The sequence below is a fragment of the Corynebacterium pilosum DSM 20521 = CIP 103422 genome (genome assembly GCF_000373805.1).
Classification (GTDB): Bacteria; Actinomycetota; Actinomycetes; order Mycobacteriales; family Mycobacteriaceae; genus Corynebacterium; species Corynebacterium pilosum.
Window position 1 is genome coordinate 77,463 of sequence record NZ_KB892471.1, and the last position, 25,702, is coordinate 103,164.

The window sequence follows — 25,702 nt, forward strand, 5'->3', positions numbered from 1 at the left end:
CGTTTTAGGACGCGTGCTTCTCGATGACGTTGCCCACCTGCGGCAGCGCCGGACCAACGATGTTGGCCGCCTTATTGCGCAGTCCGTTGTAGATCTTCTGCAGGGCAGCAGGGGCATTGCTCACGTTGTCGTCGGCAAGCTTGAGCAGGCCATTGGTCACTTCGTCCTCGTGCGCGGCAAGGTAGGAGCCGAAATCGGCCGAGTCGGAGTCGCGGTAGGCGTTCCAGTGTGGCTGCAGCTCGCCTAGCAGGTCGGGGAGGATGCGGTTGATGCCCTTGTTGATGAAGTCGCTGTCGACTTTGTTCGCTGCGCCCACGCCACCCTTGAGGGCCATGCCGACCAGGCCGGATGCGTTGGAGACGGTCTCATCGACCACGGTGTTGAGGTCGGCGACAACCTGTGGGCGTTTCTGCTCATTCAGCAAAGCGGACAATTCTGACATGGCGGTACCTTTCAGTGTTTAAGTTCTTTTCATACTGTAGCGGTCTTCGCACACCGAATGGGGAGGCAGGGAAAGAAAAAGCGATTCCCATGGGGGGACGTACAACTCAAGAAGCTGAGTTCGTCGCACATCCGCCGACGGTAATCGCTTGTTGCAGTTCTTCCGCCATAGTGCTGAACGTGTTACCGGTCTAACGGTTCACATCAGTCACTACAACCACAACGTTCCCAAATTTAACAGATTGGGCGATGGGTGCGCCACTTCAAACAGAAAAATGACCCTCGAACTGCCACAATGGGCGCGTTCTGGGGGTCAATCGTTCGGACGATGGGTGAAGAAACGTGCAGCTCACGCCTTCGTCGCCCGCCTCACGCTACTTAGCCGAGGTTGAGTTGAGCGATGATCTGGCTGAGATCAAAATCCGACAACGGCTGCGTGCGCGTTGCCTCAGAAGAGCCCCACACACCAGACATGCCAACCTGTGCCGCCAGATCATCGACGGCCTGGCGTAGCTCAGGCACGTTATCGGTGATCAGCTTGGCCACCGCTGCGACACCCAATGCGGCGAGCAACAGGCTTATCGGGGCGGAGCCGGTGTAGGCGCTGCCGGTCGCGGTCTGTGCTGGCGGCTGGTAGTTCATGTTGGGTTCTTGTGCGTTCGCACTCGGTGCGACGACAAGAGAGGCCGAGACGGCTAAAGCCGCAACAATCGACGTAGTCTTCTTCATGGTTGTGACACCCTCTCCGGGGCGTTATTGCTTTCTCTGGACACTACTTTAAGTCAATGGTCCCGCATAGTACACCTGTGAAAAACTCGTCGTTAAGCGAAGAAAGGGGCGTTGGGGGAGGGAGATAGGTCCTGTAAACAGGCCGTATCATTTCTCCCTCTAATTAAGTACGATAAAAACCGTACTTAATTTCTATAGTGCGAGGAGCAAGAAATGTTTGTTGCCGAAAAGCCCAACCCCAAGAAGGCATATCTAACAGATGAGCAAGCGGACACAGTCAAGGTCACTCTTCCAGGGGTCGGTGAGAACATTGAGACCATTGCCAAGAACTTCTACAGCCGAATGTTCACCGCACACCCTGAGCTGTTGCGCGACACCTTCAACCGTGGCAACCAGAAGCAGGGTGCTCAGCAGAAAGCGCTAGCCGCCTCTGTAGCAACGTTTGCTACACAGCTGGTTGACCCCGATGCGCCGGACCCAGTGATGATGCTGGACCGCATCGCCCATAAGCACGTCTCCCTCGGTATCACTGAGGACCAGTACCAGATTGTCCACGACAACCTCATGGCTGCCATTGCCGAGGTGCTTGGTGATGCTGTCACTGAACACGTCACCGCTACCTGGAGTCGTGTCTACTGGCTCATGGCCGACGTACTAATCACGCATGAGCACAAGCTCTACCAATCCGATGCCGTCACCCCCGGTCATGTGTTCCGCGATGTGACCGTCACTGCGAAAACGGCGCTGACCGAAAAAGTCACGTCCTATACCGTGGAAGGCGACCTCACGGCTCCACTGCCTGGCCAGTACACGTCGATCGGCGTTGTTCTGGCAGACGGCGCCCGCCAGCTACGCCAATACTCAATCATCGAAGGGGATGCCTCGCGCTACACCATCGCCGTTGAAACCGATGGCGAGGTATCTCAGCGTCTTCTCCAGACGGTGAACGAAGGCGACTCCATTCAGGCGACCCTTTCTGCCGGTGACCTGGTTCTGGAGAAAGGTACGAGCCCAGTGGTGCTTATCTCATCCGGGATTGGTTCCACGCCGATGGTGGGCATGCTCTCCCATTTGGTGCGTACCGGTTCGGATCGCTCTGTCCTCTATCTCCATGCTGATGATTCCGAAGCGACGTGGGCGCAACGCGAGCAAACGAACCACCTTGCGAAGCAGTTAGCTAACGCAACCGTGATGCCTGCCTTCCGTGATCAAGGTGAGCGCATCGCTATCTCTGACCACGATGTCGCAGGCGCCGATGTTTACCTCTGTGGCGGTAACGCCTTCCTTCAGGGTATCCGTGCAGACCTGGATGAGCTGCCGATGGATCTGGCACCGGCTGCTGTGCATTATGAACTATTCAGCCCGAACGACTGGCTGATTAACTAGCGAACGCCTGTCACTCCTGCGCGTTCAGCAGGTCAATCGGTCAGTGGATGCAAGGCCCACTTTTTGTATACCGCGCGCACGTAGGCTGCGAAATCCTCATTGGCATGATCGAGGGGTTCTAATCTGCAAATAGCCTCCTCCAGTGCACGCGCAGCCTCGGTGACCTCGGTGAAAACGGCGATGCCCTCAAAGCGCGCGCCGGGAACAGCAGCAGCGGCGACGAGAGCGGAAAAGCTGGTGACCTGCACGTTGTGCTTGTCACAGAAGGCGTCAGCAATGATGAGAAGTTGCTCTGGGCTCAGCGCTTTCATGGCTTACTCGGTCTCCAATCTGTAGTTGAATCTTAAGTGCCATGCATCATGCATAATAAAACCCTCAGTAGATAAATCCATATTGAAAAATTTAAGCGAGACAAGGACTGACTTGCCTAACCGTATCTATCTCTATGCTGACGAGACCGGGAATCTGGATTACAACGGCACCCCGAATCCTCAAGGTGGGGGAGCTTCCACCTATTTCGGTTTTGGCACTGCTGCTTTTAAGACTGAAAACCATGGCAATGACCCTCTCCAAGGGCTTCACCTTCGAGCCAGCCGGTCAAAGGAAGGCATAAAGCTTGCTAGAGGGTTTCACGCTGTCGACGATTCACAAAAGACCCGTAATGAAATGTTTCGACTGATCAAAGACCAGGCTCCCCGATTTGACGCCACTTTCTTGTATAAATCCAACGCCTACCCCAGTGTCAGGAATAAAGGCCCCATGCATCTCTACAAACTTGCCTGGTACCTCCATCTGAAAGAAATCGCACTCCAGGTATCAGAACCCGGTGATGAGCTCTACGTTATTGTTGCTGAATTTGGAACAAAAGGTATTAGGACGGCGGCATACGAGGCAGTATCTGAGGTCTGCACGCAGGTGAACAGGGACATCACCCTTTGCGTTTGGACGGCGCAATCAGCCTGGGGATTACAAGTAGCTGATTACGGTCTTTGGGCGGTACAGCGACATCTTGAAGGTAAAAACTGCTCTTGGTATGAGCCGTGTATCGAACCTACTCTCGCTAGTCTGTTCACTCCATGGGGACGTCCATAGACGCGATGAATCCGGCTATCCCACCTATCGGGGTGGGAAGTCCTCCCCTGGAGGACTTGTCGCCGGATTCACCTCTATCTTAACTAAAAAAGTATCGATATAGCAACTAAAAATTTTTAGTTTAAGCAGGTCAAGATGATTATTCTGATGCTCAATTAACTCTTCAGCGACTTGATGGCTTAGTCCTTGTCGAAGGTGATGGTGGTGCGGGGTCGCTCGGCGCTGCGGATGCGTTCTTCCAGCTGCGCGTGACTGGAATCGTGTTCGGCGAGCACTTCGCGGGCAAGTTGTTCGACGGCGGCGTCGTCGAGAAGCCTGGTGGCGGAGGTAAGGATCGCGCGCTTTGCCGCCTCCTGCTTGCTGCACCCCCAAGCGGAGGCAAGCAGACCGAGGGCGCGGTCTTCGTCGTTAGTCAGTCTCAGCGTCATTGCCATGCAGTCACGGTATCATTTTGATACCGCAGGTGGCGGGCCTGAAACGTCTAGGGCGGGGTAGAATCGGTGCGGAGTGCTGCGTAGCGCGCACACGCGCACCGGCAAAGACAAGAACATTTAAAGAGAGGTCTTGAATGAGCGACGACACCACAAACGGTGGCGACGGCACGGGCCACGATCAGATCATCCCCATCGACATCAATGAGGAAATGCAGACTTCCTACATTGATTATGCGATGAGCGTGATCGTCGGGCGTGCTCTGCCAGAAGTCCGCGACGGCATGAAGCCGGTTCACCGGCGCATTATTTATGCGATGTTTGACTCTGGCTACCGTCCCGAGCGCGGCTATGTGAAGTCCGCACGCCCCGTGGCCGACACCATGGGCCACTACCACCCGCACGGCGACACCGCGATCTATGACACCCTGGTGCGTCTGGCGCAGCCATGGGTGATGCGTTACCCGCTGATCGACGGCCAAGGTAACTTCGGCTCCCGTGGCCACGACGGCCCCGCCGCCATGCGTTATACGGAGTGCAAGCTCACTCCGCTGGCGATGGAGATGGTGCGCGACATCCGGGAAAACGCCGTCGACTTCTCCCCGAACTACGACGGCAAGACCAAAGAACCTGATGTTCTGCCGTCGCGCGTGCCAAATCTGCTGATGAACGGTTCCTCCGGCATCGCCGTGGGTATGGCCACCAATATTCCTCCGCACAACCTGAATGAGCTGGCGGAGGCCATCTACTGGATTCTGGACAACCACGACGCGGACGATAAGACCACCCTGGAAGCCTGCATGGAACGGGTCAAGGGGCCCGATTTCCCTACCGCGGCGCTGATCGTGGGCGACCAGGGCATCAAGGATGCCTACACCACCGGTCGCGGCTCCATCCGCATGCGTGGTGTGGCGGAGATGGAGGAGATCGGCAACCGCCAGGTCATCACCATCACCGAGCTGCCTTATAACGTGAACCCGGACAGCTTCATCGCCAACATCGCTGACCAGGTGACCAACGGCAAGCTGGTGGGCATCTCCAAGATTGAAGATGAGTCCTCGGACCGAGCCGGCATGCGCATCGTCGTCACGCTCAAGCGCGACGCCGTACCACGCGTGGTGCTGAACAACCTGTACAAGCACTCCCAGCTGGAGTCCAACTTCTCGGCCAACATGCTCTCCATCGTCGAGGGCGTGCCGCGCACCCTGCGCTTGGACCAGATGCTGCGTTACTACGTCAAGCACCAGATCGAAGTCATCGTCCGCCGTACCCAGTACCGCCTCGACGAGGCCGAAAAACGCGCCCACATCTTGCGTGGTTTGGTCAAGGCGCTGGATATGTTGGACGAGGTCATCGCCCTGATCCGTCGCTCGCCGACTGTCGACGAAGCCCGTACCGGCTTGATGGAGCTTCTCGACGTCGACGAGATCCAGGCAGACGCCATCCTGGCGATGCAGCTGCGCCGCCTGGCAGCCCTGGAGCGCCAGAAGATTGTTGATGAGTTGGCGGAGATCGAAGAAGAGATCGCTGACTACAAGGACATCCTGGCCAATCCAGAACGTCAGCGCCAGATCGTCCACGATGAGCTTGAGGAAATCGTCGATAAGTACGGCGATGACCGGCGCACCAAGATCATTGCCGCAACCGGTGATGTGAGCGAAGAGGACCTCATCGCGCGCGAAAACGTCGTGGTCACCATCACCTCGACCGGCTATGCCAAGCGCACCAAGGTGGACGCCTACAAATCCCAGAAGCGCGGCGGCAAAGGCGTGCGTGGTGCTGAGCTGAAGCAGGACGACGTGGTGAAGAACTTCTTCATCTGCTCCACGCATGACTGGATCCTATTCTTCACTAACTTCGGCCGCGTCTACCGCCTGAAGGCCTACGAACTGCCTGAGGCAGGACGCACCGCCCGCGGCCAGCACGTAGCTAACCTGCTGGAATTCCAGCCGGAGGAAAGGATCGCTCAGGTGATCCAGATCCACAGCTACGAAGATGCGCCTTACCTGGTGTTGGCCACCAAGGACGGACGCGTGAAGAAGTCGCGCCTAACGGACTACGAGTCTGCGCGCTCTGCGGGCCTGATCGCCATCAACCTCAACGAGGGCGACTCCCTGATCGGCGCTGCGCTGTGCTCCGCGGACGACGACATCCTGCTGGTCTCTGAGCAAGGCCAGGCCATTCGCTTTACCGCCGACGACGATCAGCTGCGCCCCATGGGTCGCGCAACCGCCGGTGTGAAGGGTATGCGTTTCAAGGACGACGACCAGCTGCTGGCGATGACCGTGGTCCAAGACGGCGAGTACCTGCTGGTGGCTACCTCCGGCGGCTACGGCAAGCGCACCGCCATCGAGGAGTACAACCCCCAGGGCCGTGGCGGCATGGGTGTGATGACCTTCAAGTACACCCCGAAGCGCGGTAAGCTCATTGGTGCCTTGGCCGTGGACGAGGATGACCAGATCTTTGCCATCACGTCCGCCGGCGGAGTGATCCGCACCGAGGTCAACCAGATCCGCCCGTCGTCACGCGCAACCATGGGCGTGCGCCTGGTGGACTTGGCCGAGGATGTGGAACTGCTGGCCATCGACGTCAATGTTGAAGACGAGGGCGAAGAGGAAGCGACCGCAGTAGCCAAGGGCGAAAAGAAGCCCGAGGAAGCAATGGACTCGACTGGCGCACCAAGCAGGGGTGAGGAGTAGTCATGGCATCACGAGACGTTGAGATTAGCCGAGTGTCTCCCAAGACCGCCTTCAAGATTGGGCTGATCATGGGCCTGATCGGCATGGTGGTGTGGTTGATCGCCGTGACCATCGTGTACATCGGCCTCGACGGAGCCGGGATTGTCGACCAAGTCAACTCCCTCATCGGCGGCGTCGGCGGTGACCAAGGCGTGGGCTATGGCCTAGTCTTCTCCGCCGCGGGCTTGGTGGGCGTGATCGGCACGGTTATGATGGCGGTCCTTTCCCCACTCATCGCCGTGATCTACAACGCTGTCGCAGACCTGCTGGGCGGCATCACGGTCACCCTGACGGACACCAACTCATCGAAGAAGCAGAAGACCAAGAACGCCTAATCACTTATCGACGATTGCCTCTGCGCCCCTTGGCACTGTGCTTGAAAAGTACGGCTGAGGGGCGCTGTATTTTATGGCTTTGACCTGGCGATTTGGTGTTGCGGATAATGGTGGGTAATGTTCTATTTCGTTCCCAGCGCCCGTAGCTCAGTCGGTTAGAGCGCATCGCTGATAACGATGAGGTCGGAGGTTCGATTCCTCCCGGGCGCACCATGGGGGATTAGCTCAGTTGGTAGAGCACCTGCTTTGCAAGCAGGATGTCAGGAGTTCGATTCTCCTATCCTCCACAAGGAACACGGCACCCGCCACACTCGAGAGAGTGCGGCGGGTGTTTTCGTGCGCGTGAGTGTGGGCTGCCCCCGAGCAGCCCTACACCATCGCCCTATATCGAAAGCTCTGGGTGGAGGTCCTTGTACGCGATCACGCGGCGCGTGTAGTTCGCGATACACGCCACCACAAGCGATCCCAGACCAATGCAGGCCAGCACCACAATGGCGTGGCCGGCTCGGTTGTCGCCGGGCAGTGCGCCAACAATGCAGTGGCGGAGCAGATCCACACTAAAGCGCATGGGGTCCCAGGAGTGCACCCACTGGATGAATCCGGGCTGCACCTCTGGCGGGTACAGGCCATTGGAGGCCACCAGCTGAAGCGACATCAGCGCGATGCTGAGCACACGGCCGATGGTGGGGCCAAAGACATTGCTGATTGTCATCACCAGGCCGACGAACACCATGGAGACAAACCACAAGGCTGCTAGTAGTCGCATGGGGTGGACGATAGAGAGGTCGATGAGGAAGACATCGACGGCCCACACAGCGGTTGCCTGAACCAAGCCAATGATCATGGCCGGCAGGTAGGTGGACAGGGCGGCACGCAGGGGTGACACTCCAGAATCCACCGCGCGGCGAGACATCGGCTTCAGCACGAAGAACATGACGATGGCGCCAAACCACATGGACAAGGAGAGGAAGAATGGCGCCAGGCCGGTACCGAAGGTGGTCAAGCTATCACCCTGCTGCTTGAGTGCGACCGGGTTCGCTGCTGCCTCCGCCGCCTTATCAAGGCGTTCACCTTCGTAGCGAGGTACTTCCTTGGCGCCGTCGGTAATGGCCATGGACAGTTCGCCCGACCCAGCATCGAGGGTAACTAGGCCTTCGTCGAGAGCCGCCAAGCCAACGACCAACTGTTGGGAGCCGGCGGAAAGTTTGCTGGTTCCGTCGGCAAGCGTGTTCGCGCCGACCACCAGCGTGCTGGTGCCGTCTTTCAGGGTGGCTGTGCCAGCGACCAGTTGTCCAGAACCGTCATGCAACATGGCCAGGGCCTGGGCCAGTTCGTGTGAGCCGTTGGTCGCGGTGTCCACGCCGGAGCGGTACTGGGCGGTGGGGTCGTTGAGCTGGTTGGCAATCTCATGCGCACCTGCCTGCAGCGCGCCCACCTGCTCTACCAGGGTGGTGTCGGTAAGAGGTTGCAGTTGGGTGGTATCCAAACCGAGTGCCGTTGCCTTATCCGCGACATCGGCCAGGACGTGTTGGGCCGCTGCAAGCTTGTCGGCCACGGTGGCAATCTGATCGACACCCGAGGCCACCTGGCTTGCACCGGAGCCAAGTTGGTCGGTGCCGGACTGGAGTTGATCCATGCCAGAGGCGAGCGTTTCCGCACCGGTGGAGGCGGCCCCTAGGCCCTCGTTCAACGTGGCGGCCCCGGAGGAGAGCTCGGCCACGCCAGAATCGAGACGGGCCGCACCGTCTGCCAGTTCGTGCGCGCCGGAGTCGGCCTCGGTGAGGCCCTCGTCCAGTTGGGTGGCGCCTTCGCGTGCCTTGTGGGCGCCATCGGAAGCGTCGGTAGCGCCGTCAGAGAGTTGGCCCGCACCCTCCGACGCTTCATCCATTCCTTCGCCGATGGTGTTAAAGCCGATGAAGAGTTGGCGGGAGATGGTGTCGCTGATGGTTTCACTAATGACGCTGGACATCACGCGCGCTGCCTGGTTGCCCAGGATGGTGGGGATAAACCCGTTGGTGTTACTCAGGGTTACGTTCAGTGTGGCCGAGTGCGGATTGTCCGTGTTGACGCTGGTAGTGGCGTCGGAGAAGTTCGTGGGGATCTCTACGCCCAAATAGTAAGTGCCGTCGGCAATCCCCTCGCGAGCCTCCCTGGCCGATACAAGGTGGAAGTCCAGCTCTTGGGATTCCAGCAGCTTGTCCGTTACCTCCTCGCCCGCGTTCAGCGGGGAGCCGTCCGGTTCTTCGGCGCCTTCGTCCGAGTTCACTAGCGCCACCGGCAGCTTGTCCAGGTTGCCCAGCGGGTCCTCATAGGACCACACAAACAGCCCACCAAACAGCAGCGGCAGGATGCTGATCACCACCAGCGCCAGCGGTGGGAGAGTGCCATGGAAGAAGCGGCGGAAATTCGTACCAATGTGTGTCAGTGACATTTACGCAGCCTCCTCTTCGGCCTCGCGCAGCGTGATCACATCGTTGGCCAGCCCATCCACGTCCCCGTTCACGGTATTTACGATCACCGGCAGGCTTTGAGCAACAGTGCTTAACGACGACAGCACCTCACCGCGTAGTGACATATCACGAAGCTGATCGATGTCGTCGACAAGCAACGCACTTGCCTGCGGGCGGGCGATCAAGGCCAGAACGATCCTGAGTAGGAACCGATCCTGCACCGCGATGTCGCCGACGTGTTCGTTCGGGTCCACATGTGGAAGGAGCACGTCCCACCACCGGGCCACTCGTGGATGAGTGACCACGTCGCGGGGTACCCAGGCATAGAAGGGGAGCGACCAGGCGAGCTGCTCGCGCAGCGTTTCCCGCACGGAGACACCACGTTCCAGGGAATCGATCTCGGTGGCGCCGGCAAGGGCGATGCGTGAAAAACGATCACGCGTACCGGTGTGGGTGCCGTCGTCGTCGATAAGCGAAATGGTGCCTTTCGCGGGACGAAAGCGTCCGGCGATGGCCAAGGTGAGTGCGGAGGCGTGTGCCTCGCGCGCGTGGTGGATCAGGGTCAGGCCCGGGCCGATAGACAGTGTGAGTGGGGGTTGGCCCTTGGTGAGGACCAAGTCCTGAGCAGATATACGGAAGCTCAATTCAAAATCCTTTAAACGGAGGAGCGACTATCACTTAATAGGCAAGTATCATCTAACGAGGAACAACGACTTGTCAACAAGAAAAGCTGGGAGAACGCTGTGGCAGCCCAACGCGCCGACGCCCGCCAACGCCGCAAGGACATCCTTGAGGCGGCACAGGACATTTTCCGGACCGTGCCCGAAGCCGAGATCACCCTCGACGCCATCGCCAAACGTGCCGGCGTCGGCATTGCAACCCTGTACAGGCACTTTCCCACCCGCAGCGACCTCGACATGGCCTGCGCACAGGACCTACTCGTGCGTCTGGACGTTTTGGCGCGCAGGGTCAGTGCCGATTTTGAGCAGGACCCGAAGGCGCAATGGCGCGATTTCATCTGGAGGATCGTCAACATCGGTGGCGGTACCCTGGCCACCGTGCTCGACCCGGGAAACATCTATGACCTGCCTGAACCTGTCGCCGAAGTGCGCGACCAGGCCATCGATAGCGTGGGGAAGCTCATGGAGAAGGCCGCGGAAGAGGGCCTTGTGGAGCGAGATCTTCACCCCTTGCAGCTGTCTGCCGAGATCATTGTGGTCACCCGCCCGCAAAGCGCCGGGTTGTATAGCATCGATAATGACGTGCAGGATCGGCTGGTGGAGAGGTTGCTCTTGGCGTGGGAAGTGGCCGCGCAGAACCAGGGGAGGGGATAGGTGCGGCCGCGATTTTTTAATCTGCGGTTGAAGGGAGTACAGTAATAAACACCCAACGGGGGATTAGCTCAGTTGGTAGAGCACCTGCTTTGCAAGCAGGATGTCAGGAGTTCGATTCTCCTATCCTCCACAAGAAGTAAGACCCGGCCCAGAAATGGACCGGGTCTTTTCGTTGCGCGGGGGAGTGGCTGGGGCTGTTCTCCCCTCTTCTCCTCTCTTCCCTCTTCTCCTCTCTTCCCTCTTCCCTAGAGGCCAAACTGTTGGAGCTCAACTGTTGGAACAGGGGCCTTGAGGCGCGCCAAACGGGAAAAAGCGCCCTGTTCCAGCATTCCTGTTCCAACACTTTGCGGAGGGGGGAGTTTAGGTCGGCCAATTGATGCCGAGGCGCGTCGATGATGCGGGAAAGAATCACACTGTTTGACAATTGTCAAATAGTACCTATAATGGGGGTAGACGCAAACGGTTGACCAGGCTGTATGCGTTGAACTTTAGAAGACAATTGAGAAGAAAACAGAAAAGGAGAATGTTTTGTGGCTGATATTTCACGCTGGAATCCGTTTAGTGAGTTGAACTCTTTGCAGAAGGCTTTCTTCGGGGATGATTGGACCCCGGCATTCCGGAACGCCAACAATATGGCGACGGACGTTTATACGCGTGACGGTGAAATCGTCGTTGAAGCGCATCTGCCCAATTTTAAGAAGGACGACATTGACCTGGACGTTGAAGGTCGAACCTTGGCGATTAGCGCTACACGACAGAACCGCGACGAAGATACAGACAAGAAGTACGTTGTGAGGGAATCGTCGTCAAGCTTCCAGCGTCGCGTATCGCTGCCTGAAGGTGTAGATACGGACGCTATCCAGGCGAAGCTGGCTGACGGCGTACTGAAGGTGACAATCCCAACCCCGGACGCAACCGGCGGAAAGAAGAAGATTGCTATCGACGAAGGCGAATCGACTGCGGATAGCAAAGAGGGCTAACGCCTTTAATTAGAAAACTTAATGAAAGTGAGCCCTCGGCCCGTCGTGGCTGGGGGCTTAAGTTTGGAAGCCTGTTGGTAAACGCAATAAGCAAATTCTTGTTAGGATGTCAACCTTCAAGCGGATAATTGAATGAAAAATATTCAAATATTTGAATGTTGACGGGAAACTCCCAGCTTACGCAAGGTGAATTCCATCAAAACATGTAAAGATAATATTTATACCCACCCCCGAAAGGGTTAGATCAAAAGAAAAGGCGTAAATAGGTAGTTCCTATTTGTCCTGTGTGTGGGGGCGTACGTTCGCTAAGTGTTATCTGTTCTACGAAAAGGTTCGAATAGGAAGAGTTTTCAGTTAAGGTTCAAGTTGTGAACAAGACTTCAGAGAGTGCTGCGAGCACCGTTGTAAACCAGTATCTGCCCGTTAAACCGGTCAGTCACGGTAAGGCTGTCCTGATCCTTGCTGTTGGTACTGCGTTCCTCGCCTTCACCCCGATTTGGGTCAAGGCCTCGAACATGGACCCAGCGACCCAGGCCTTCCTGCGCGTGTCTATCGGTTTCCTACTTCTCCTGCCGATTGGTCTGTGGGAGATCAAAAAGAAGGGTTCCCTGCCTAAGAAGGGAATCATCATGTCCGTCGTCGCAGGTTTGTTCCTGGGCGTGGACTTCACCGCGTGGAACTACTCAATTTTCTACGTCGGTGCCGGTATTGCCGCAATTCTGCTTAACCTGCAGGTGATTGTGGTGCCAATGCTGACGGCAATCTTCGATAAGTACAAGATTCCGCCAGTATTCCTAATCTTGGTTCCGATCATGATCGTCGGTGTTCTGCTCACCGGTGGCGTGTTCGAGCCTTCTGAGGCGACCGGCCCAGCGGAAATCTACGGTATTCCTACCGCAACCCTTGGTACCCTGCTGGGTCTGACCTCCGGTATCTGCTACTCGTTCTACCTGTACTTCTCCCGTAAGGCGGGTACCACCGCTCCACGTAAGGACCTCTACATCCAGCCAATGATGTATACCGCTGCTGCGCAGATGGTTGCACCGCTGATCTGGGCGTACACCGGTTCTTCCCGCAATGGCTTCGACTTCAAGTACGGCGTCTTGGACGAGAACGGTTTGCTGCCAACCGTCAACCCAGAGACTGCACTCGGTGCAGAGCTCACTGGCATGAACTGGCTGTGGCTGCTCATGCTGGCCACCCTGGGCCAGGCAGTCGCATGGACCTTCGTCCAGTGGGGTTCAGTCTGGCTGGATCCAACCCTGTCCGCAGGTATCCTGCTGCTCTCCCCAGTGTCCTCGGTGATCATCGCATGGCCACTGTTCGGTGAGATCCCATCGGTCCTGCAGTGGATCGGTATCGTCATGATTCTGGGTACGGTGATGTACCAGAATGGCCTCTTCGATAGCTTCTTCGGAAAGAAGAAAAAGGACACCACAGTCCAATCAGATGACCCGAATGAGGTAGTAGATATCGACCCTGAAACGGGCGCGGCAGTTCACGAAGACGCAGAGCCGGTCCGTGAACCAGGCGAAGGCCCTTGGCCAGCAAAGTAAAGAGACGAAAGCTCGACTAAAGAGATAGCCGGAGTGTCAGAGCGAACGCTCTGGCCCCGGCTATTGTCGAATCGTCTCGTCGTAACTAGGTCACCTGTACACAAAAAGACTTCGATTGAGGCATCATAGGAAGTGTCCTTCTGATGCTCATGGAAGACATAAGAATTACTCGGACTTTGCACGGCTGAACGCAAACAGCCGTGTGAATAATCAAATCAAACTAGATGGAGGAGTTTCATGCACCTGACTCAGCGTGAACAAGAAAAGCTCATGATCGTGGTCGTTGCTGACCTGGCTCGCAAGCGCAAGGAGCGCGGCGTCAAGCTGAACCACCCAGAGGCAAAGGCCCTGATCACCGCAGAACTGCTCGAAGGCGCACGCGACGGCAAGACCGTGGCAGAGCTGATGAGCGAAGGCGTCACCTACCTGACCCGTGACGATGTCATGGAGGGCGTCCCAGAGATGATCACCGACGTGCAGGTTGAGGCTACGTTCCCAGACGGCACCAAGCTGGTCACCGTTCACAACCCGATCCGCTAAAGAAACGTCGCGAAGGAGAAAACAACATGATTCCTGGTGAACTCATCATCAACGAGAACGAAAAGATCCTCATCAACGAAGGCAAGGAAGCCATCACCATCGAGGTGACCAACACGGGTGACCGCCCAGTGCAGGTTGGTTCCCACTTCCACTTCGCAGAGGCAAACGACGAACTGGAGTTTGACCGCGAGGCAGCCAAGGGCAAGCGCCTTGACATTCCTGCTGGTACTGCAGTGCGTCTGGAGCCGGGCGATTCCCGCACCGTCAACCTGGTTGATTTCGGCGGCAACCGTGAAGTCTACGGCTTCAACGCTAAGGTCAACGGCCCAGTCAAGTAATCCGTAAAGCACACAGACAAGCAAACTAGCAAGAGTTTTAGGAGAAAAAGCATATGTCTTTTGAAATGGATAGGCGCGAGTATGCCGAGCTAAACGGTCCTACCACCGGTGATGGCATCCGCCTAGCAGACACAAACCTGGTAGCAGTCGTTGAATCTGACTCCACCATCTACGGCGAGGAAGTCTCGTTCGGCGGCGGCAAGGTCATCCGTGACGGCATGGGCCAGAACGGTCGCCTGACCGCAGACAACGATATTCCAGACCTGGTGATCACCAACCCGATCATCATTGACTACACCGGCATCTACAAGGCCGATATTGCTGTCAAGGACGGCAAGATCCTGAAGATCGGTAACGCTGGTAACCCTGATACCCAGGACAATGTGGACATCACCGTGGGTGTGGCAACCGAGGTTATCGGTGGCGAGGGCCTGATCGTCACCGCTGGTGCGATCGATACCCACATTCACTACATTTCCCCAGATCAGGTTGAGGCCGCTCTGGATAACGGCACCACCACCTTCGTCGGTGGCGGCACCGGTCCAACGGACTCCACCAACGCAACGACTGTGACGTCTGGTCCGGCCAACATCAAGACCATGATTAAGGCAACGGCAAACCTGCCGATCAACATTGGTATCTTGGGCAAGGGTCACGCAACTGAGCCTGAGGCTCTGCGTGAGCAGATCCGTGCCGGTGCCGTGGGCCTGAAGATTCACGAGGACTGGGGTTCCACCTACAGCGCTATCGACATTGCACTGTCGGTGGCAGATGAGATGGATATCCAGATCGCCATCCACACTGACACCCTGAACGAGGGTGGCTTTGCGGACAACACCATCGCCGCGTTCAAGGACCGCGTCATCCACACCTTCCACACTGAGGGTGCTGGCGGTGGCCACGCTCCGGACATTCTGAAGGTTGCTGGTCTGAACAACGTCATCCCGGCGTCGACCAACCCAACCCTGCCGTACACCGTGAACACCATGGATGAGCACCTTGACATGATCATGGTGTGCCACCACCTCAACCCAGACCTGCCGGAGGACGTCGCATTCGCTGACTCCCGTATCCGTAAGGAGACCATTGCGGCTGAGGACGTGCTGCACGACCGTGGCATCATGTCGATCACCTCGTCGGACTCCCAGGCAATGGGCCGCGTCGGTGAGGTCGTCCTGCGCACCTGGCAGGTTGCTCACCGCATGAAGGAGCAGTTCGGTGCTCTCGAGGGCGACTCCGAGAACAACGACAACAACCGCATCAAGCGCTACATCGCGAAGTACACCATCAACCCGGCAATTGCTTCTGGTATTTCCCACGCAGTTGGTTCCGTGGAAGAGGGCAAGATTGCGGACCTGGTTGTCTGGGATCCTGCATACTTCGGTGTGAAGCCAAAGCTGGTACTGAAGTCCGGCATCATCGCTCGTGCGATCATGGGTGACTCCAACGCATCCATCCCAACCCCTCAGCCACGCACCATGCGTTACCAGTTCGGTGCAATCGGTGAGGCAGCAGGCCAGACCTCGGTCACCTTCCTGCCAACCGCAGCACTCGAGGCAGGTCTGCCTGAGGAGCTTGGCATCAACCGCACCTTCGTTGAGGCGAAGAACATGCGCGAGATCTCCAAGAAGGATCTGAAGCACAACGATGCAACTCCAGATATCCAGGTTGATCCGGAGACCTACGAACTGACCATCGACGGAGAGAAGATCACCTCCGAGCCAGCAACTGAGCTGCCGATGGCACAGCGTTACTTCCTGTTCTAAATTGAGCAGTTGAACGGGGGCGGAGCCAGTGTGTTAGCGCACTGGCCCGCCTCGTTTCACCTATAGGTTTTTACACTGAGACGTAACACTCACAACTAACTATTATCGAAAACAGAAAACCACACGAAAAGTAAGGGAAACCATGATCATTACAGAAATCACCGAGAATCTCGCTGATCTGCCGGAGGCAGAACGCGAGAAGCTTCATATTGACCCAGTCTATTTCGACAATGAGACCCGCCTGAAGCGCGTCCAGCGCGTCGAAGCGGAATCCGGCGAAGAGGTTGCACTGCGCTTGCCGACGGACTTCCGCGAGCTCAAGGACGGCGACATCCTCCAGCGCACTGACGACAAGGTATTCGTCGCCAAGATGAAGCCCACCGACGTTCTGGTCATCGCTCCGCGCGATACGCGCGAGGCACTCGTCGTGGCGCACACCCTGGGCAACCGCCACCTCCAGGCCCAGTTCTTTGATGCTGATTCGGAGTTCGGCAAGGATGTCATGGTGGTGCGCTACGACCACACCGTGGAGCACTACTTGGACCACGCGGGCGCGCCATACACCCGCGGGGAGCACGTCATGCCAGAGGCATTCCGTCATGCAGAGCACTCCCACTAGTCGCCGCGCACAGCTGGTCGTCTGGCACCTCACGGACTCGGCGCTGCCCACAGGTGGCTTCGCCCACTCCGCGGGTCTAGAGACCTATGTGCAGGCAGACGAAGTACACAATCCAGAAACCTACGGGGAGTGGCTGCACGGCTACCTCCGCCAGGCCAGCTTCAACGACGCGCTCGCGGTCAAGCTAGCGGTTCAGCTGCATTCTTCGTCGAAAAGCGACGAAGAAAAGCTCGAGCTGCTAGAGCAGCTGGACACGATGCTGCACGCCGCGCAGACGCCGAAGCAGGTGCGCACCTCGATGAACTCGATGGGTAAGCGTATGTCGCGGGTGGCTGCAATCGTGGCGCCGGAAGATCTGCTGGTGACCGAATATGAGAAGGCCATCACTGCGCGCACGATGCACGGCAACCCGGGCATCGCGGCGGGTCTGGCGCTGGCGGCGTCTGGCGTCGGCGAGCGCGAGGCAGTGGATGCGTACCTGATGCAGTTGGCGAACTCGATGACGCAGAATGCGATTCGGGCGATCCCGCTAGGCCAGGATGCTGGCCAGCGTGTGCTGGTGGGGGCGTACTCGACGATCGAGCGCGCGGGCGACATGACGATGGAGCACACCCTGGCAGATCTAGGTGCGGTGGCCCCTAGGCTGGAAGTTGCGCAGATGCAGCACGAAGCGTTGCGTTCGCGCATGTTCATGTCTTAAAAAAGAAACTTAAAAACGAAAGGTTGAAGAATTATGAGCTTGATTAAAATTGGTGTCGGTGGACCTGTTGGTTCCGGTAAGACTGCCCTGATCGAACGCATCACCCGCGCCCTTGATGGCGAGGTGTCGATGGCGGCGATCACCAACGATATTTACACCACCGAGGACGCGAAGATTCTCGCCCGCGAGGGTCTGCTTCCTGAAGACCGCATCATCGGTGTGGAGACCGGCGGCTGCCCACACACCGCGATCCGCGAGGACACCTCGATGAACGATGCAGCTGTTGAGGAACTGCAGGCACGCCACCCCGACCTGGAGGTTGTGTTTGTGGAGTCCGGCGGCGATAACCTGTCCGCAACCTTCTCCCCAGAGCTGGTGGACTTCTCCATTTACATCATTGACGTGGCCCAGGGTGAAAAGATTCCTCGCAAGGCTGGCCAGGGCATGATCAAGTCCGACATGTTCGTGATCAACAAGACGGACCTTGCACCTTATGTGGGCGCTGACCTGCAGGTGATGGCGGATGACTCCAAGGAGTTCCGCGGTGAGAAGCCATTCGTGCTGACCAACCTGAAGACCGACGAGGGTCTGGACGAGATCATTGAGTGGATTCGCCACGACGTGCTGATGCTGGACCTTGCCAAATAATATGTGGCAGATTCCAGCAGGTGTTTTTGACCATGATCCACCGCGCGAACCCATGGGTGAACTGGAGTTGGGCATTTCTGTCTCCGGCGGAAAGTCCATCGCCACCTCCCAGTTCCACACCCGGGCGCTGAAGATTATTCGTGCGCACTACCTGGATGATTCTGGGCAGGTGTACTACATCATCGTCAACCCGGGCGGTGGGTATGTGGGCGGGGACGCCTATCGCATGAAGTTCAGCGTGGCCGATGGCGCTTCGGCGTTGATCACGGACCAGTCCGCGGCGAAGGTGTACCGCACCCCGGGTGACTTCGTCGTGCAGAACATGGAGCTCAACGTCGGGGACGGGGCGGTGCTCGAGTACATCCCTGATCAGTTGATCTTGTACCGCGAAGCTGATTTCCGTCAGCGCATCACCGCTAACGTGCACCCGAATGGGTCACTGTTCTTGTCGGACATCATCACGCCAGGCTGGTCGCCGGACGGCGGACAGTTCCTCTACGAGCAGGCCCACCTGCTCAATGAGGTGTACATGGATGGCGAGCCGGTGCTCATCGACAACATGCGGATCAACCCGCTGGCCAGCGAGTTCGGTGATGACAAGGACTTCTTCATGGGCGGGCGCACGCACGTCGCCACAGCGATTTGCTTCGACCCGGGGCTTAACGACGAGCTCCTCGACCAAATCCGGGCCGTGGTGAAGGAGCATGAGGCGGCGGATGAGTCCATGATCGCCGCGATTACTGAGTGTGACCGCCCCGGTTTTGTGTTGCGCGCTTTAGGCAACCGCACCGAGGAGCTGTTGGCACTGGTGATTGCCGTGGCCAGCGAGGTGCGGGGTGCACTGCGCGGCCAGGGAAAGATTCACCTGCGCCAGTACTAATCTAGGCGCAGGCGGGGGCGTTAGTGATTGTGCTTGTGGCCTGTTCCAATCCAGTGGAGCAGGTCATGCACATGCTCGTCGGCGATGCCGTAGTGGATGCTGCGGCCTTCGCGTTGTGATTTCACGGTGCCGTTGAGCTCCATGGCGCGCAGCGCTGCGGAGGCGGTGGCCACGCGAACCTCCGTGGCTTCGGCCAGTTCGGTCACTGTGTATTGGAATTGGCCAGCAAAGTGGATGGCGCTGAGCAGTTTGAGGCGCGTCGGGTCACCTAGGATTTTGAAGGTTCCCGCCCATTCTTCCGCAAGAGCGAGGTTGTGTTCTAGTTCCTCCTTAGGTCCCGCGTCAGCGTGGCTCGCATGGTCATCGTGCGCCATGAGCTGTATCTTCCTTCCCAGCTTTCTTGATCGTGATATTACACACTACTGTAGCGGGAAATTAGGCGTGTACAGCGTTAAACGGCCAAACAGAGAAGGCTGGCGGACCGGCCTACGCGAAGGAGAAAGTCGGTAGGTCGGCCCGCCAGATAATACGCAAACTAGATAAGAGTGATTGTCGCTCAAACAATCAATTGAATAGTACCTCGGTTTGCGTGTTTAAGTCAAGCTGACTAGCAAATTTTAGTCATCCTTCGCGTGCTTGCCGTAGTTCTCTGCGTCCTCTTCCAGATCCTCAACAGGGGTTGGGTCCTGCTCGCCGCCCTCGCCGTCGAAGGCCGCAAGCTGCGCGTCGATGTCATCCATCAGCTCGTCGTCGCGCTCCGCAGGCTCCTCGGCCAGTGGGCCGGCAGATCCCTTCGCGCCATCATCCTCGGTGGTGGTGGAGTAGACCAGCTTCGAATCCTTCTCGCCAGAGTGCTCCTCCACGCGTGGGGGAGTGGTGCGTGGCTCCTGCTTCTTGCCCGGCCCGGCAACGAAGTAGTACACCGCCGCAGCAATCGCCGCGAGCAGGGCAACAATGCCGGTGCCGGCAGCGATCCGGCCCAAGGTCTGGCGGCGCTTCTTCCGCTTCGCCTCCTTGCCAGTCACCTTGTCAGCTAGCTTATTCGTGCGCTTTTCCACTTCCTTGGAAGCATCCTGCGCGCGGTCGGCCAGCTGTGCGCGGGCCTTATCCAGGCGACGGTGCGCCGCCAGGGTCAGCTTGCCAGCTTCGCGGCGGGACTCGTCGAAAAGCTGCTGCCCGCGCTCGAGCACCTCGTCGCGGTCCAGGTTGTCGAAGTTGTCGGCGGCCTCGACGAGGGCGTCGTAAGCTTCGCGCTGCTTCTCCGCGCGGTAGTCATTCACGCGATCAAACAGGTCGCGCGCCACGGAAAATCCCTGCTTCAAAAGGATGGGGTTCATTGTCTTCCTTCTTTCACGTTTGTTTCGTCTTCAGCGACGTTTCTGTCTCTAGACTACCTAGGAATGATCCCCCATGAAGCCGAAAATTCACTACCTTTGAGGCGCCTTCAGGGGCAACGAGGCTTCGAATTATATTCACAAAGAAACCGCACGTCAGTCCAGTTTTTGCTGGTCATACGAATTCGTTTCGATTGAACAGGTTAAACCGCTTGGTCTAGTTTCATTCTCAACACAAGTGCCGAGCCCGGCCGCGACAACTACACGACGAAACCATCCGAATTTTGGAAAGGACACTCCTGTGTCTGCGAGATATTCGTCGTCGCGCCCGTCCGCTCGGCTTTCTGCCTCCGCGCCCCTCGACGGCCTCGACGACATTCACGACAGCCCCCAGGGCGCACCCCGGCCACGCCGCCTCGCCTTGAGCTTCGAGGTGATCCCTCCGCGCCACGACGCCGACGAGGTGAAGATCGACAACCTGCTGGATACCCTCAACGCGTATCAGCCGGATTACATCTCGGTGACGTCGTCGGCACGCTCCCAGTGGCTGACCGGCACCGCCAAATTCATCGAACGCATCAGCGCGAACACCCGGGCACGCACCATCGCGCACCTGGCGTGCACCGCCGGCACGCGCGAGGAACTCACCGAATGGATCCATACGCTGCTGGATTCCGGCGTACGCGGCTTCCTGGCCCTGCGCGGGGACCTGCCGGAGGGCGTCACGAGGCTTGACGACGACCACCTGCAACACGCGACCGACCTGGTCAGCTTGATTCGCACCATCGAGCAGCAGGAGGCGTTCCGCCTGGCCGCCGGCAACCTGGCGGTGTCGGTGGCGTGCTACCCCTCCGGCCACGCCGAATCCTCCGGTCCCGATGAGGACCTGGATGTGCTGCTGGCGAAGCAGCGCCTGGGTGCTGATTTTGCCATCACGCAGCTGTTCTTCGATGCGGAGGACTTCCTGCGCTTCGAGCAGCGCGCCCGCCTGGCCGGCGTTCGGATCCCGCTGATCCCTGGAATCATGCCTATGACCAGCCTGAAGCGGGCTGAGCGCATGGGCGTGCTTTCGGGAATCAGCGTTCCCGATCGGGTGTACAAGCGAATGCGCCAGGCCTCCTCGGAGGCTGAAGAGTTTGAGATCGGCATGCAGATGACAGTCGAACTCGCTCGCCACATCCTGGACGCAGGAACCGGCGGGTTGCACATCTACACCCACAACAATGCCGAGGTCACCCGCGACATCCTAACGCGGATCGGCATTGAACACCCTGGTGCTGAGCACTAAGCATACGCTGCACAAACCGGAAGCCTCCGCAGAGTCGCAGAAGATTTTCCCCTTTCTGACACACAATCTGACCAAAGGATCTTCCTTCCCATGACTACTTTTCCATCCGCAACAATCGAGGGATACCCCCGCATCGGCCGCAACCGCGAGCTGAAGCGCGCGCTCGAAGCCTACTGGGCCGGCCGCATCGACCAGGAAACATTCCTGTCCACCACGCACGCCCTGCGCATCGACACCTACAACCACCTGCGCGATCTTGGGCTTAACGACGATTACTCCATCCCCGCAGACGTCGCCTACTACGACCACGTGCTGGAAACCGCGCTGACCGTCGGCGTGGTCGAGGCCGCTGACCTGGACGAAGAATTTGCCCTGTGCCGCGGCACCGATGAGCGCAACCCGCTGGAAATGACCAAGTGGTTCGACACCAACTACCACTACCTGGTGCCCGAAATCACGGAGAACGCCTTCGATCCGGCACCGGAGCGCATCGTCCGCATCGTGGAGGAGGCGCGCGCCGCCGGCCACACCATCCGCCCCTACCTGGTGGGTCCGGTGACCCTGCTGGCGCTGTCCAAGCCGATCGACTTCTCGCGTCTCGACGAGCTGACCTCCGCCTACGCTACGGTCCTCGCCGCGCTGCATGAGGCAGGTGTGGAGTGGGTGCAGGTCGCCGAACCGATCCTCACCGCCGACATCGCCGGCCACCCAGACGCGGAGCTGGCAAAGCACGCTTCCGAGGCCTGGACCGAGCTCCTCGGCGCGAAGGACCGCCCGAATGTGTACCTGACCACGCCATACGGTTCGTTGCGCGAGGGCCTGAAGGCGCTTGCCGACGCCAAGCCCGAAGCCCTCCACGTGGACCTCGCCCCAGCCACCCTGGCTGCGGATCCGGACTACCCGCAGCGCGTCGCCGCCGCCGTCGCCCCAGAGACCCACCTGGTGGCAGGCCTGATCGATGGCCGCAACATCTGGGCCGGTGACCTGCGCACGAAGGAAGAGGTGCTCCAGCAGCTGGGCGCTAGCTCCGTGTCCACTTCTGTTTCTTTGCTGCACGTGCCGCACACCCTGGACGATGAGAAGCACCTGCCCGTCGATGTCGCCGGCTGGCTCTCCTTCGCCGACGAGAAGATCGCCGAGGTCCAGGCTTTGGTGGCCGGTCGCTTCGACGCTGCCGATGCTTTCGCCCGTTCCGACCGCGCAGTACGCACCCGCGCAGAATCCACCAAGCTGCACAACGCAGAGGTACAACAGCGCGTCGATAAGCTCCCTGCAGGTGAAGTCAAGCGCGAACCCGCCTTCGAAGAGCGCATCACGCTGCAGGAAGCGGAGCTGAACCTGCCTGCCCTGCCGACGACCACCATCGGCTCCTTCCCGCAGACCGCCGAGATCCGCCGCGCGCGCACCCTGCACCGCAACGGCGAGCTCTCCGACGCCGACTACAACGCGCGCCTAAAGCAAGAGGTCAAGGACGTCATTGAGCTGCAGGAACGCCTCGGCCTTGACGTGCTGGTGCACGGTGAGCCGGAGCGCAATGACATGGTGCAGTACTTCGCGGAGCAGATGGACGGCTTCGTCACCACCGACAATGGTTGGGTCCAGTCCTACGGTTCGCGTTGCACCCGTCCGCCAATCGTCGTGGGTGATGTGTCTCGCCCGGAGCCGATGACAGTGGAGTGGGCGAAGTACGCGCAGTCCCTTTCTGACAAGCCGGTGAAGGGCATGCTCACCGGTCCCGTGACCATCTTGGCATGGTCCTTCCCGCGCGATGACGTCTCGCTCGCCGAATCCGCCGACCAGATCGGTGTGGCGCTTGCCGACGAAGTCCGCGACCTCGAGGACGCCGGCATCAAGGTGATCCAGATCGACGAGCCTGCCCTGCGCGAACTGTTGCCTCTGCGCGAGGATGCCCGCCCGGAGTACCTGAAATGGGCCGTGCGCTCCTTCCGCCTGGTCAGCTTGACTGCGAAGCCGACCACGCAGATCCACACCCACCTCTGCTACTCCGAATTCGGCCAGATCATCGACGCCGTGGCCGGCCTGGACGCCGACGTGACCTCCATCGAGGCCGCCCGTTCCCGCATGGAGCTGCTGGAGGATATCGACGAGACCTTCCACTCGGAGATCGGCCCCGGCATCTGGGACATCCACGCCCCACGCGTGCCCTCCGTCGCTGAGATGGCCGAGCTGATCCGCGCCGCGTTGAAGAACGTTCCTAGCGAGCGCCTCTGGGTCAACCCTGATTGTGGCCTGAAGACCCGCGGCTACGCCGAGGTGGAGCCATCGCTGCGCAACCTGGTGCTGGCCCGCGACGAAGTGGTCGCTGCTGGGCTGTAGACCTTTAGTTTGTGAACGCCAAGGCCGTTGTGGTGCAATATGTCTCTAAGAATATATCATCATAGTTAGCGGAATTTGGTCTACTAGGAACGGTCTATGTCGAAATTGAGCACGTCGCGCCCTGCGAGCACCCCATTTTAGGTGGCATGGCTCGGCGGGCCAGAGCGTTCGCCGCGAGCTTGCTTGTCGCTGCCCTGGCGGTACCAACGGTTGCCGTGGGGACCACCTACGCCACCGATGGCGACACTGTAGAAGAGGCCACGGCGACCACCGCAGACAGCGACCTTGGGGGCCTTGTCTCCACTGAATCTCCATGGACTGTTGTTGAAGACGACGGCGCGATGAGCACCGTGGAAGGTGAATCTCACAGCTTTGAGGACACGGCCCCGGAGCCTATGTCTCCGCTGCCCCCTGAAACGCTTTCAGCAGGTCCTCAAAATGAAGAGCTGGAGCTTCTCGGAGAGGTTGATGTTGACTATGTCGGACCATCGGATGATGGAACAGAGGTCTACCAGTTAGAGGCCACGGTGGCGGTGCCAGAAACAGAGGGCGGGGTGCCGCTGAAGGTGCCGGAGGTGTCTTTCGTCCGTAGTGAATCTGCGGTGCCACTGGCGGAAGTTGCCGATGCCACTATCGACGGAGCCGAGGTTGCTCAGGATGACGTGGAGACCTTCCACTTTCCTCGAGAAAAGGACGACGTTGAGCTTGCAGACGTTATCCCAGATGATGTGACCGGTGATCTGGTGACTTTCGATACCGAGGACGTTGACCTCGTTACCGGAACCACTTTTAGCGCAGAAATCCACCTGCCAGAGCTGGAGGCACAACCAGCCGAGTGGACACTTTATTCTGGTCAGGCTTCCGCGCGTTCCCTGAACGTCTCGACCAGGGCGCTACGAGGCGAGGTACCTTCGGACCATGTGCGTCTAGTGGTCCAAGTGGGCGGCGACCGATTGCTCAGCGGGGACAATGGGGTAGAGCGGGGAAACGACCGCCTCGACAGTGTTTATCGTTTTTCTCCAGAGCCTGGGGCGGAGTTGCAGCTCTACCGCCCGCTTAACGCCAAGCAGTTCGGTAACACTGAAGCGAATAATACAAATCGGTTGAATGATCGTCCGATTCCCGTCAAGCAGCCATGGGCGACGTGTACATCAGATAGCAATGGTGAATGTGTATTCGATGTACCCGTGTCGGGTCCCGATACTCATGCGTACTATTGGGTCGGAATGACCAAGGCATCCCCTGGTTTCGAAATCCAAGAGGCAGTTCGAACCGGCGGTTCTGGTGCCAAAAGAACGGACGAAGGCCAGATCCTTCGTTATGCGTACGCGACACCCAATATCGATCGCAGCGGTGGAAAGACCTACTACTCCGGCAAGCATGAGAAACGCGGAAATAACGACGGCTGGGGCTCAGACTGGCACGCTGCGACGGAAGATTCTGCGGCTTTCATGCATGAGGCTCAGCCCCGGCGGAATTCATGGTTTTGGGGACCAGTTGGGACTCGTTGGGATCGCAGTGTGAACCGTCACGGTTTTGTTGCCACCGTTAGATTGGCTGAGCCACCCTCTCAGGTGACTCGGTGATTGTAGCGTGCCCGGCCCAGTAGGTCTCCTCGTGCTCCGCGGGTGGGACCATCCCGAGGGTGGAGTGCAGTCGACGGGTGTTGTACCACTGCACCCACGACATGGTCGCCAGCTCCACGTCCACGATCGACTCCAAGCGCTCCGGGGTGAAGATCCGGGAGCCGATGCACTCGGTCTTGTACAGCCCGTTGATC

The 25,702-nt window shown here is 58.7% G+C and carries 26 protein-coding genes and 3 tRNA genes; 20 read left to right on the forward strand and 9 right to left on the reverse strand.

Annotated elements, in window-relative coordinates:
- Positions 1–4 precede the first annotated feature (4 nt).
- Positions 5–442: a DUF6918 family protein gene (locus B097_RS0111580; RefSeq protein WP_018582692.1), complete on the reverse strand. Its 438-nt coding sequence runs from the start codon at positions 440–442 to the stop codon at positions 5–7.
- Between the two features lie 377 nt (positions 443–819).
- Positions 820–1,170, reverse strand: a complete 351-nt coding sequence (locus tag B097_RS13000; protein ID WP_018582693.1) for a hypothetical protein — start codon at positions 1,168–1,170, stop codon at positions 820–822.
- 213 nt (positions 1,171–1,383) lie between these two features.
- On the opposite strand from B097_RS13000, the gene B097_RS0111590 reads away from it, so the two are divergent.
- Positions 1,384–2,556 carry a globin domain-containing protein gene (locus B097_RS0111590; RefSeq protein WP_018582694.1) on the forward strand — a complete coding sequence of 391 codons (1,173 nt, stop codon included), beginning with the start codon at positions 1,384–1,386 and terminating at the stop codon, positions 2,554–2,556.
- A gap of 32 nt (positions 2,557–2,588) precedes the next feature.
- On the opposite strand, the gene B097_RS0111595 is transcribed toward B097_RS0111590, so the two are convergent.
- The gene (locus B097_RS0111595) at positions 2,589–2,867 is read right to left on the reverse strand and encodes a hypothetical protein (RefSeq protein WP_018582695.1); all 279 of its coding nucleotides are present in this window, start codon (positions 2,865–2,867) and stop codon (positions 2,589–2,591) included.
- A 112-nt stretch (positions 2,868–2,979) separates the two neighbouring features.
- On the opposite strand from B097_RS0111595, the gene B097_RS13395 reads away from it, so the two are divergent.
- On the forward strand, positions 2,980–3,648 hold the full coding sequence (locus B097_RS13395; protein WP_081618066.1) for a DUF3800 domain-containing protein: 669 nt from the start codon (positions 2,980–2,982) through the stop codon (positions 3,646–3,648).
- A 179-nt stretch (positions 3,649–3,827) separates the two neighbouring features.
- Here the strand turns inward: B097_RS13395 and B097_RS0111605 are convergent, their stop codons facing one another.
- The gene (locus B097_RS0111605) at positions 3,828–4,082 is read right to left on the reverse strand and encodes a hypothetical protein (RefSeq protein WP_018582697.1); all 255 of its coding nucleotides are present in this window, start codon (positions 4,080–4,082) and stop codon (positions 3,828–3,830) included.
- 134 nt (positions 4,083–4,216) lie between these two features.
- Here B097_RS0111605 and gyrA point away from each other — a divergent pair, with 134 nt between their 5' ends.
- The 4 genes from gyrA (at position 4,217) to B097_RS0111625 (ending at position 7,439) form a co-directional block, all read left to right on the forward strand.
- The gene (gene gyrA, locus B097_RS0111610) at positions 4,217–6,778 is read left to right on the forward strand and encodes a DNA gyrase subunit A (RefSeq protein WP_018582698.1); all 2,562 of its coding nucleotides are present in this window, start codon (positions 4,217–4,219) and stop codon (positions 6,776–6,778) included.
- Between the two features lie 2 nt (positions 6,779–6,780).
- Positions 6,781–7,152 carry a DUF3566 domain-containing protein gene (locus B097_RS0111615; RefSeq protein WP_018582699.1) on the forward strand — a complete coding sequence of 124 codons (372 nt, stop codon included), beginning with the start codon at positions 6,781–6,783 and terminating at the stop codon, positions 7,150–7,152.
- Between the two features lie 136 nt (positions 7,153–7,288).
- Positions 7,289–7,365, forward strand: a tRNA-Ile gene (locus B097_RS0111620).
- Between the two features lies 1 nt (position 7,366).
- A tRNA-Ala gene (locus B097_RS0111625) sits at positions 7,367–7,439 on the forward strand.
- A gap of 95 nt (positions 7,440–7,534) precedes the next feature.
- Here the strand turns inward: B097_RS0111625 and B097_RS0111630 are convergent.
- Both B097_RS0111630 and B097_RS0111635 read right to left on the reverse strand, forming a co-directional pair.
- Positions 7,535–9,583, reverse strand: a complete 2,049-nt coding sequence (locus B097_RS0111630; RefSeq protein ID WP_018582700.1) for a YhgE/Pip domain-containing protein — start codon at positions 9,581–9,583, stop codon at positions 7,535–7,537.
- Entirely contained in the window at positions 9,584–10,246 is a 663-nt protein-coding gene (locus tag B097_RS0111635) for a hypothetical protein (RefSeq protein WP_040429639.1), read from the reverse strand.
- A gap of 99 nt (positions 10,247–10,345) precedes the next feature.
- On the opposite strand from B097_RS0111635, the gene B097_RS0111640 reads away from it, so the two are divergent.
- From B097_RS0111640 to B097_RS0111695, 11 genes are all read left to right on the forward strand, one after another.
- Entirely contained in the window at positions 10,346–10,936 is a 591-nt protein-coding gene (locus B097_RS0111640; RefSeq protein WP_018582702.1) for a TetR/AcrR family transcriptional regulator, read from the forward strand.
- Between the two features lie 57 nt (positions 10,937–10,993).
- Positions 10,994–11,066: transfer RNA gene (locus B097_RS0111645), tRNA-Ala, on the forward strand.
- 400 nt (positions 11,067–11,466) lie between these two features.
- Positions 11,467–11,916, forward strand: coding sequence for an Hsp20/alpha crystallin family protein (locus B097_RS0111655; RefSeq protein ID WP_018582703.1), 450 nt, complete (start codon positions 11,467–11,469; stop codon positions 11,914–11,916).
- A gap of 368 nt (positions 11,917–12,284) precedes the next feature.
- On the forward strand, positions 12,285–13,472 hold the full coding sequence (locus B097_RS0111660) for a DMT family transporter (RefSeq protein WP_018582704.1): 1,188 nt from the start codon (positions 12,285–12,287) through the stop codon (positions 13,470–13,472).
- 237 nt (positions 13,473–13,709) lie between these two features.
- Positions 13,710–14,012, forward strand: a complete 303-nt coding sequence (locus B097_RS0111665) for an urease subunit gamma (RefSeq protein ID WP_018582705.1) — start codon at positions 13,710–13,712, stop codon at positions 14,010–14,012.
- Between the two features lie 26 nt (positions 14,013–14,038).
- The gene (gene ureB / locus B097_RS0111670; protein WP_018582706.1) at positions 14,039–14,350 is read left to right on the forward strand and encodes an urease subunit beta; all 312 of its coding nucleotides are present in this window, start codon (positions 14,039–14,041) and stop codon (positions 14,348–14,350) included.
- A 53-nt stretch (positions 14,351–14,403) separates the two neighbouring features.
- Positions 14,404–16,116, forward strand: a complete 1,713-nt coding sequence (ureC, locus tag B097_RS0111675) for an urease subunit alpha (RefSeq protein WP_018582707.1) — start codon at positions 14,404–14,406, stop codon at positions 16,114–16,116.
- 142 nt (positions 16,117–16,258) lie between these two features.
- Positions 16,259–16,735 (forward strand): urease accessory protein UreE, encoded by a 477-nt coding sequence (ureE, locus tag B097_RS0111680; protein WP_018582708.1) that lies wholly within the window; start codon positions 16,259–16,261, stop codon positions 16,733–16,735.
- Complete coding sequence (locus B097_RS0111685; RefSeq protein ID WP_018582709.1) at positions 16,716–17,435, forward strand: urease accessory protein UreF; 720 nt, start codon at positions 16,716–16,718, stop codon at positions 17,433–17,435. The genes ureE and B097_RS0111685 overlap by 20 nt, the downstream gene beginning before the upstream one ends.
- Before the next feature lie 33 nt (positions 17,436–17,468).
- On the forward strand, positions 17,469–18,083 hold the full coding sequence (gene ureG / locus B097_RS0111690; RefSeq protein ID WP_018582710.1) for an urease accessory protein UreG: 615 nt from the start codon (positions 17,469–17,471) through the stop codon (positions 18,081–18,083).
- 1 nt (position 18,084) lies between these two features.
- On the forward strand, positions 18,085–18,963 hold the full coding sequence (locus B097_RS0111695; protein WP_018582711.1) for an urease accessory protein UreD: 879 nt from the start codon (positions 18,085–18,087) through the stop codon (positions 18,961–18,963).
- 20 nt (positions 18,964–18,983) lie between these two features.
- Here B097_RS0111695 and B097_RS0111700 read toward each other — a convergent pair whose 3' ends face one another.
- Together B097_RS0111700 and B097_RS0111705 are read right to left on the reverse strand one after the other, a co-directional pair.
- On the reverse strand, positions 18,984–19,337 hold the full coding sequence (locus B097_RS0111700; protein WP_018582712.1) for an ArsR/SmtB family transcription factor: 354 nt from the start codon (positions 19,335–19,337) through the stop codon (positions 18,984–18,986).
- A gap of 243 nt (positions 19,338–19,580) precedes the next feature.
- A complete protein-coding gene (locus tag B097_RS0111705; RefSeq protein WP_018582713.1) occupies positions 19,581–20,300 on the reverse strand; it encodes a hypothetical protein in 720 nt (239 codons plus the stop codon).
- Between the two features lie 298 nt (positions 20,301–20,598).
- On the opposite strand from B097_RS0111705, the gene B097_RS0111710 reads away from it, so the two are divergent.
- From B097_RS0111710 to B097_RS0111720, 3 genes are all read left to right on the forward strand, one after another.
- The gene (locus tag B097_RS0111710; RefSeq protein ID WP_018582714.1) at positions 20,599–21,585 is read left to right on the forward strand and encodes a methylenetetrahydrofolate reductase; all 987 of its coding nucleotides are present in this window, start codon (positions 20,599–20,601) and stop codon (positions 21,583–21,585) included.
- A 90-nt stretch (positions 21,586–21,675) separates the two neighbouring features.
- On the forward strand, positions 21,676–23,922 hold the full coding sequence (metE, locus tag B097_RS0111715) for a 5-methyltetrahydropteroyltriglutamate--homocysteine S-methyltransferase (RefSeq protein WP_018582715.1): 2,247 nt from the start codon (positions 21,676–21,678) through the stop codon (positions 23,920–23,922).
- A gap of 146 nt (positions 23,923–24,068) precedes the next feature.
- A complete protein-coding gene (locus tag B097_RS0111720; protein WP_018582716.1) occupies positions 24,069–25,508 on the forward strand; it encodes a hypothetical protein in 1,440 nt (479 codons plus the stop codon).
- Here the strand turns inward: B097_RS0111720 and B097_RS13005 are convergent.
- Positions 25,471–25,702: integrase core domain-containing protein (locus B097_RS13005; RefSeq protein ID WP_018582717.1), on the reverse strand; the 232-nt coding region annotated here is incomplete at its 5' end. The two genes, B097_RS0111720 and B097_RS13005, sit on opposite strands and share 38 nt — an antisense overlap.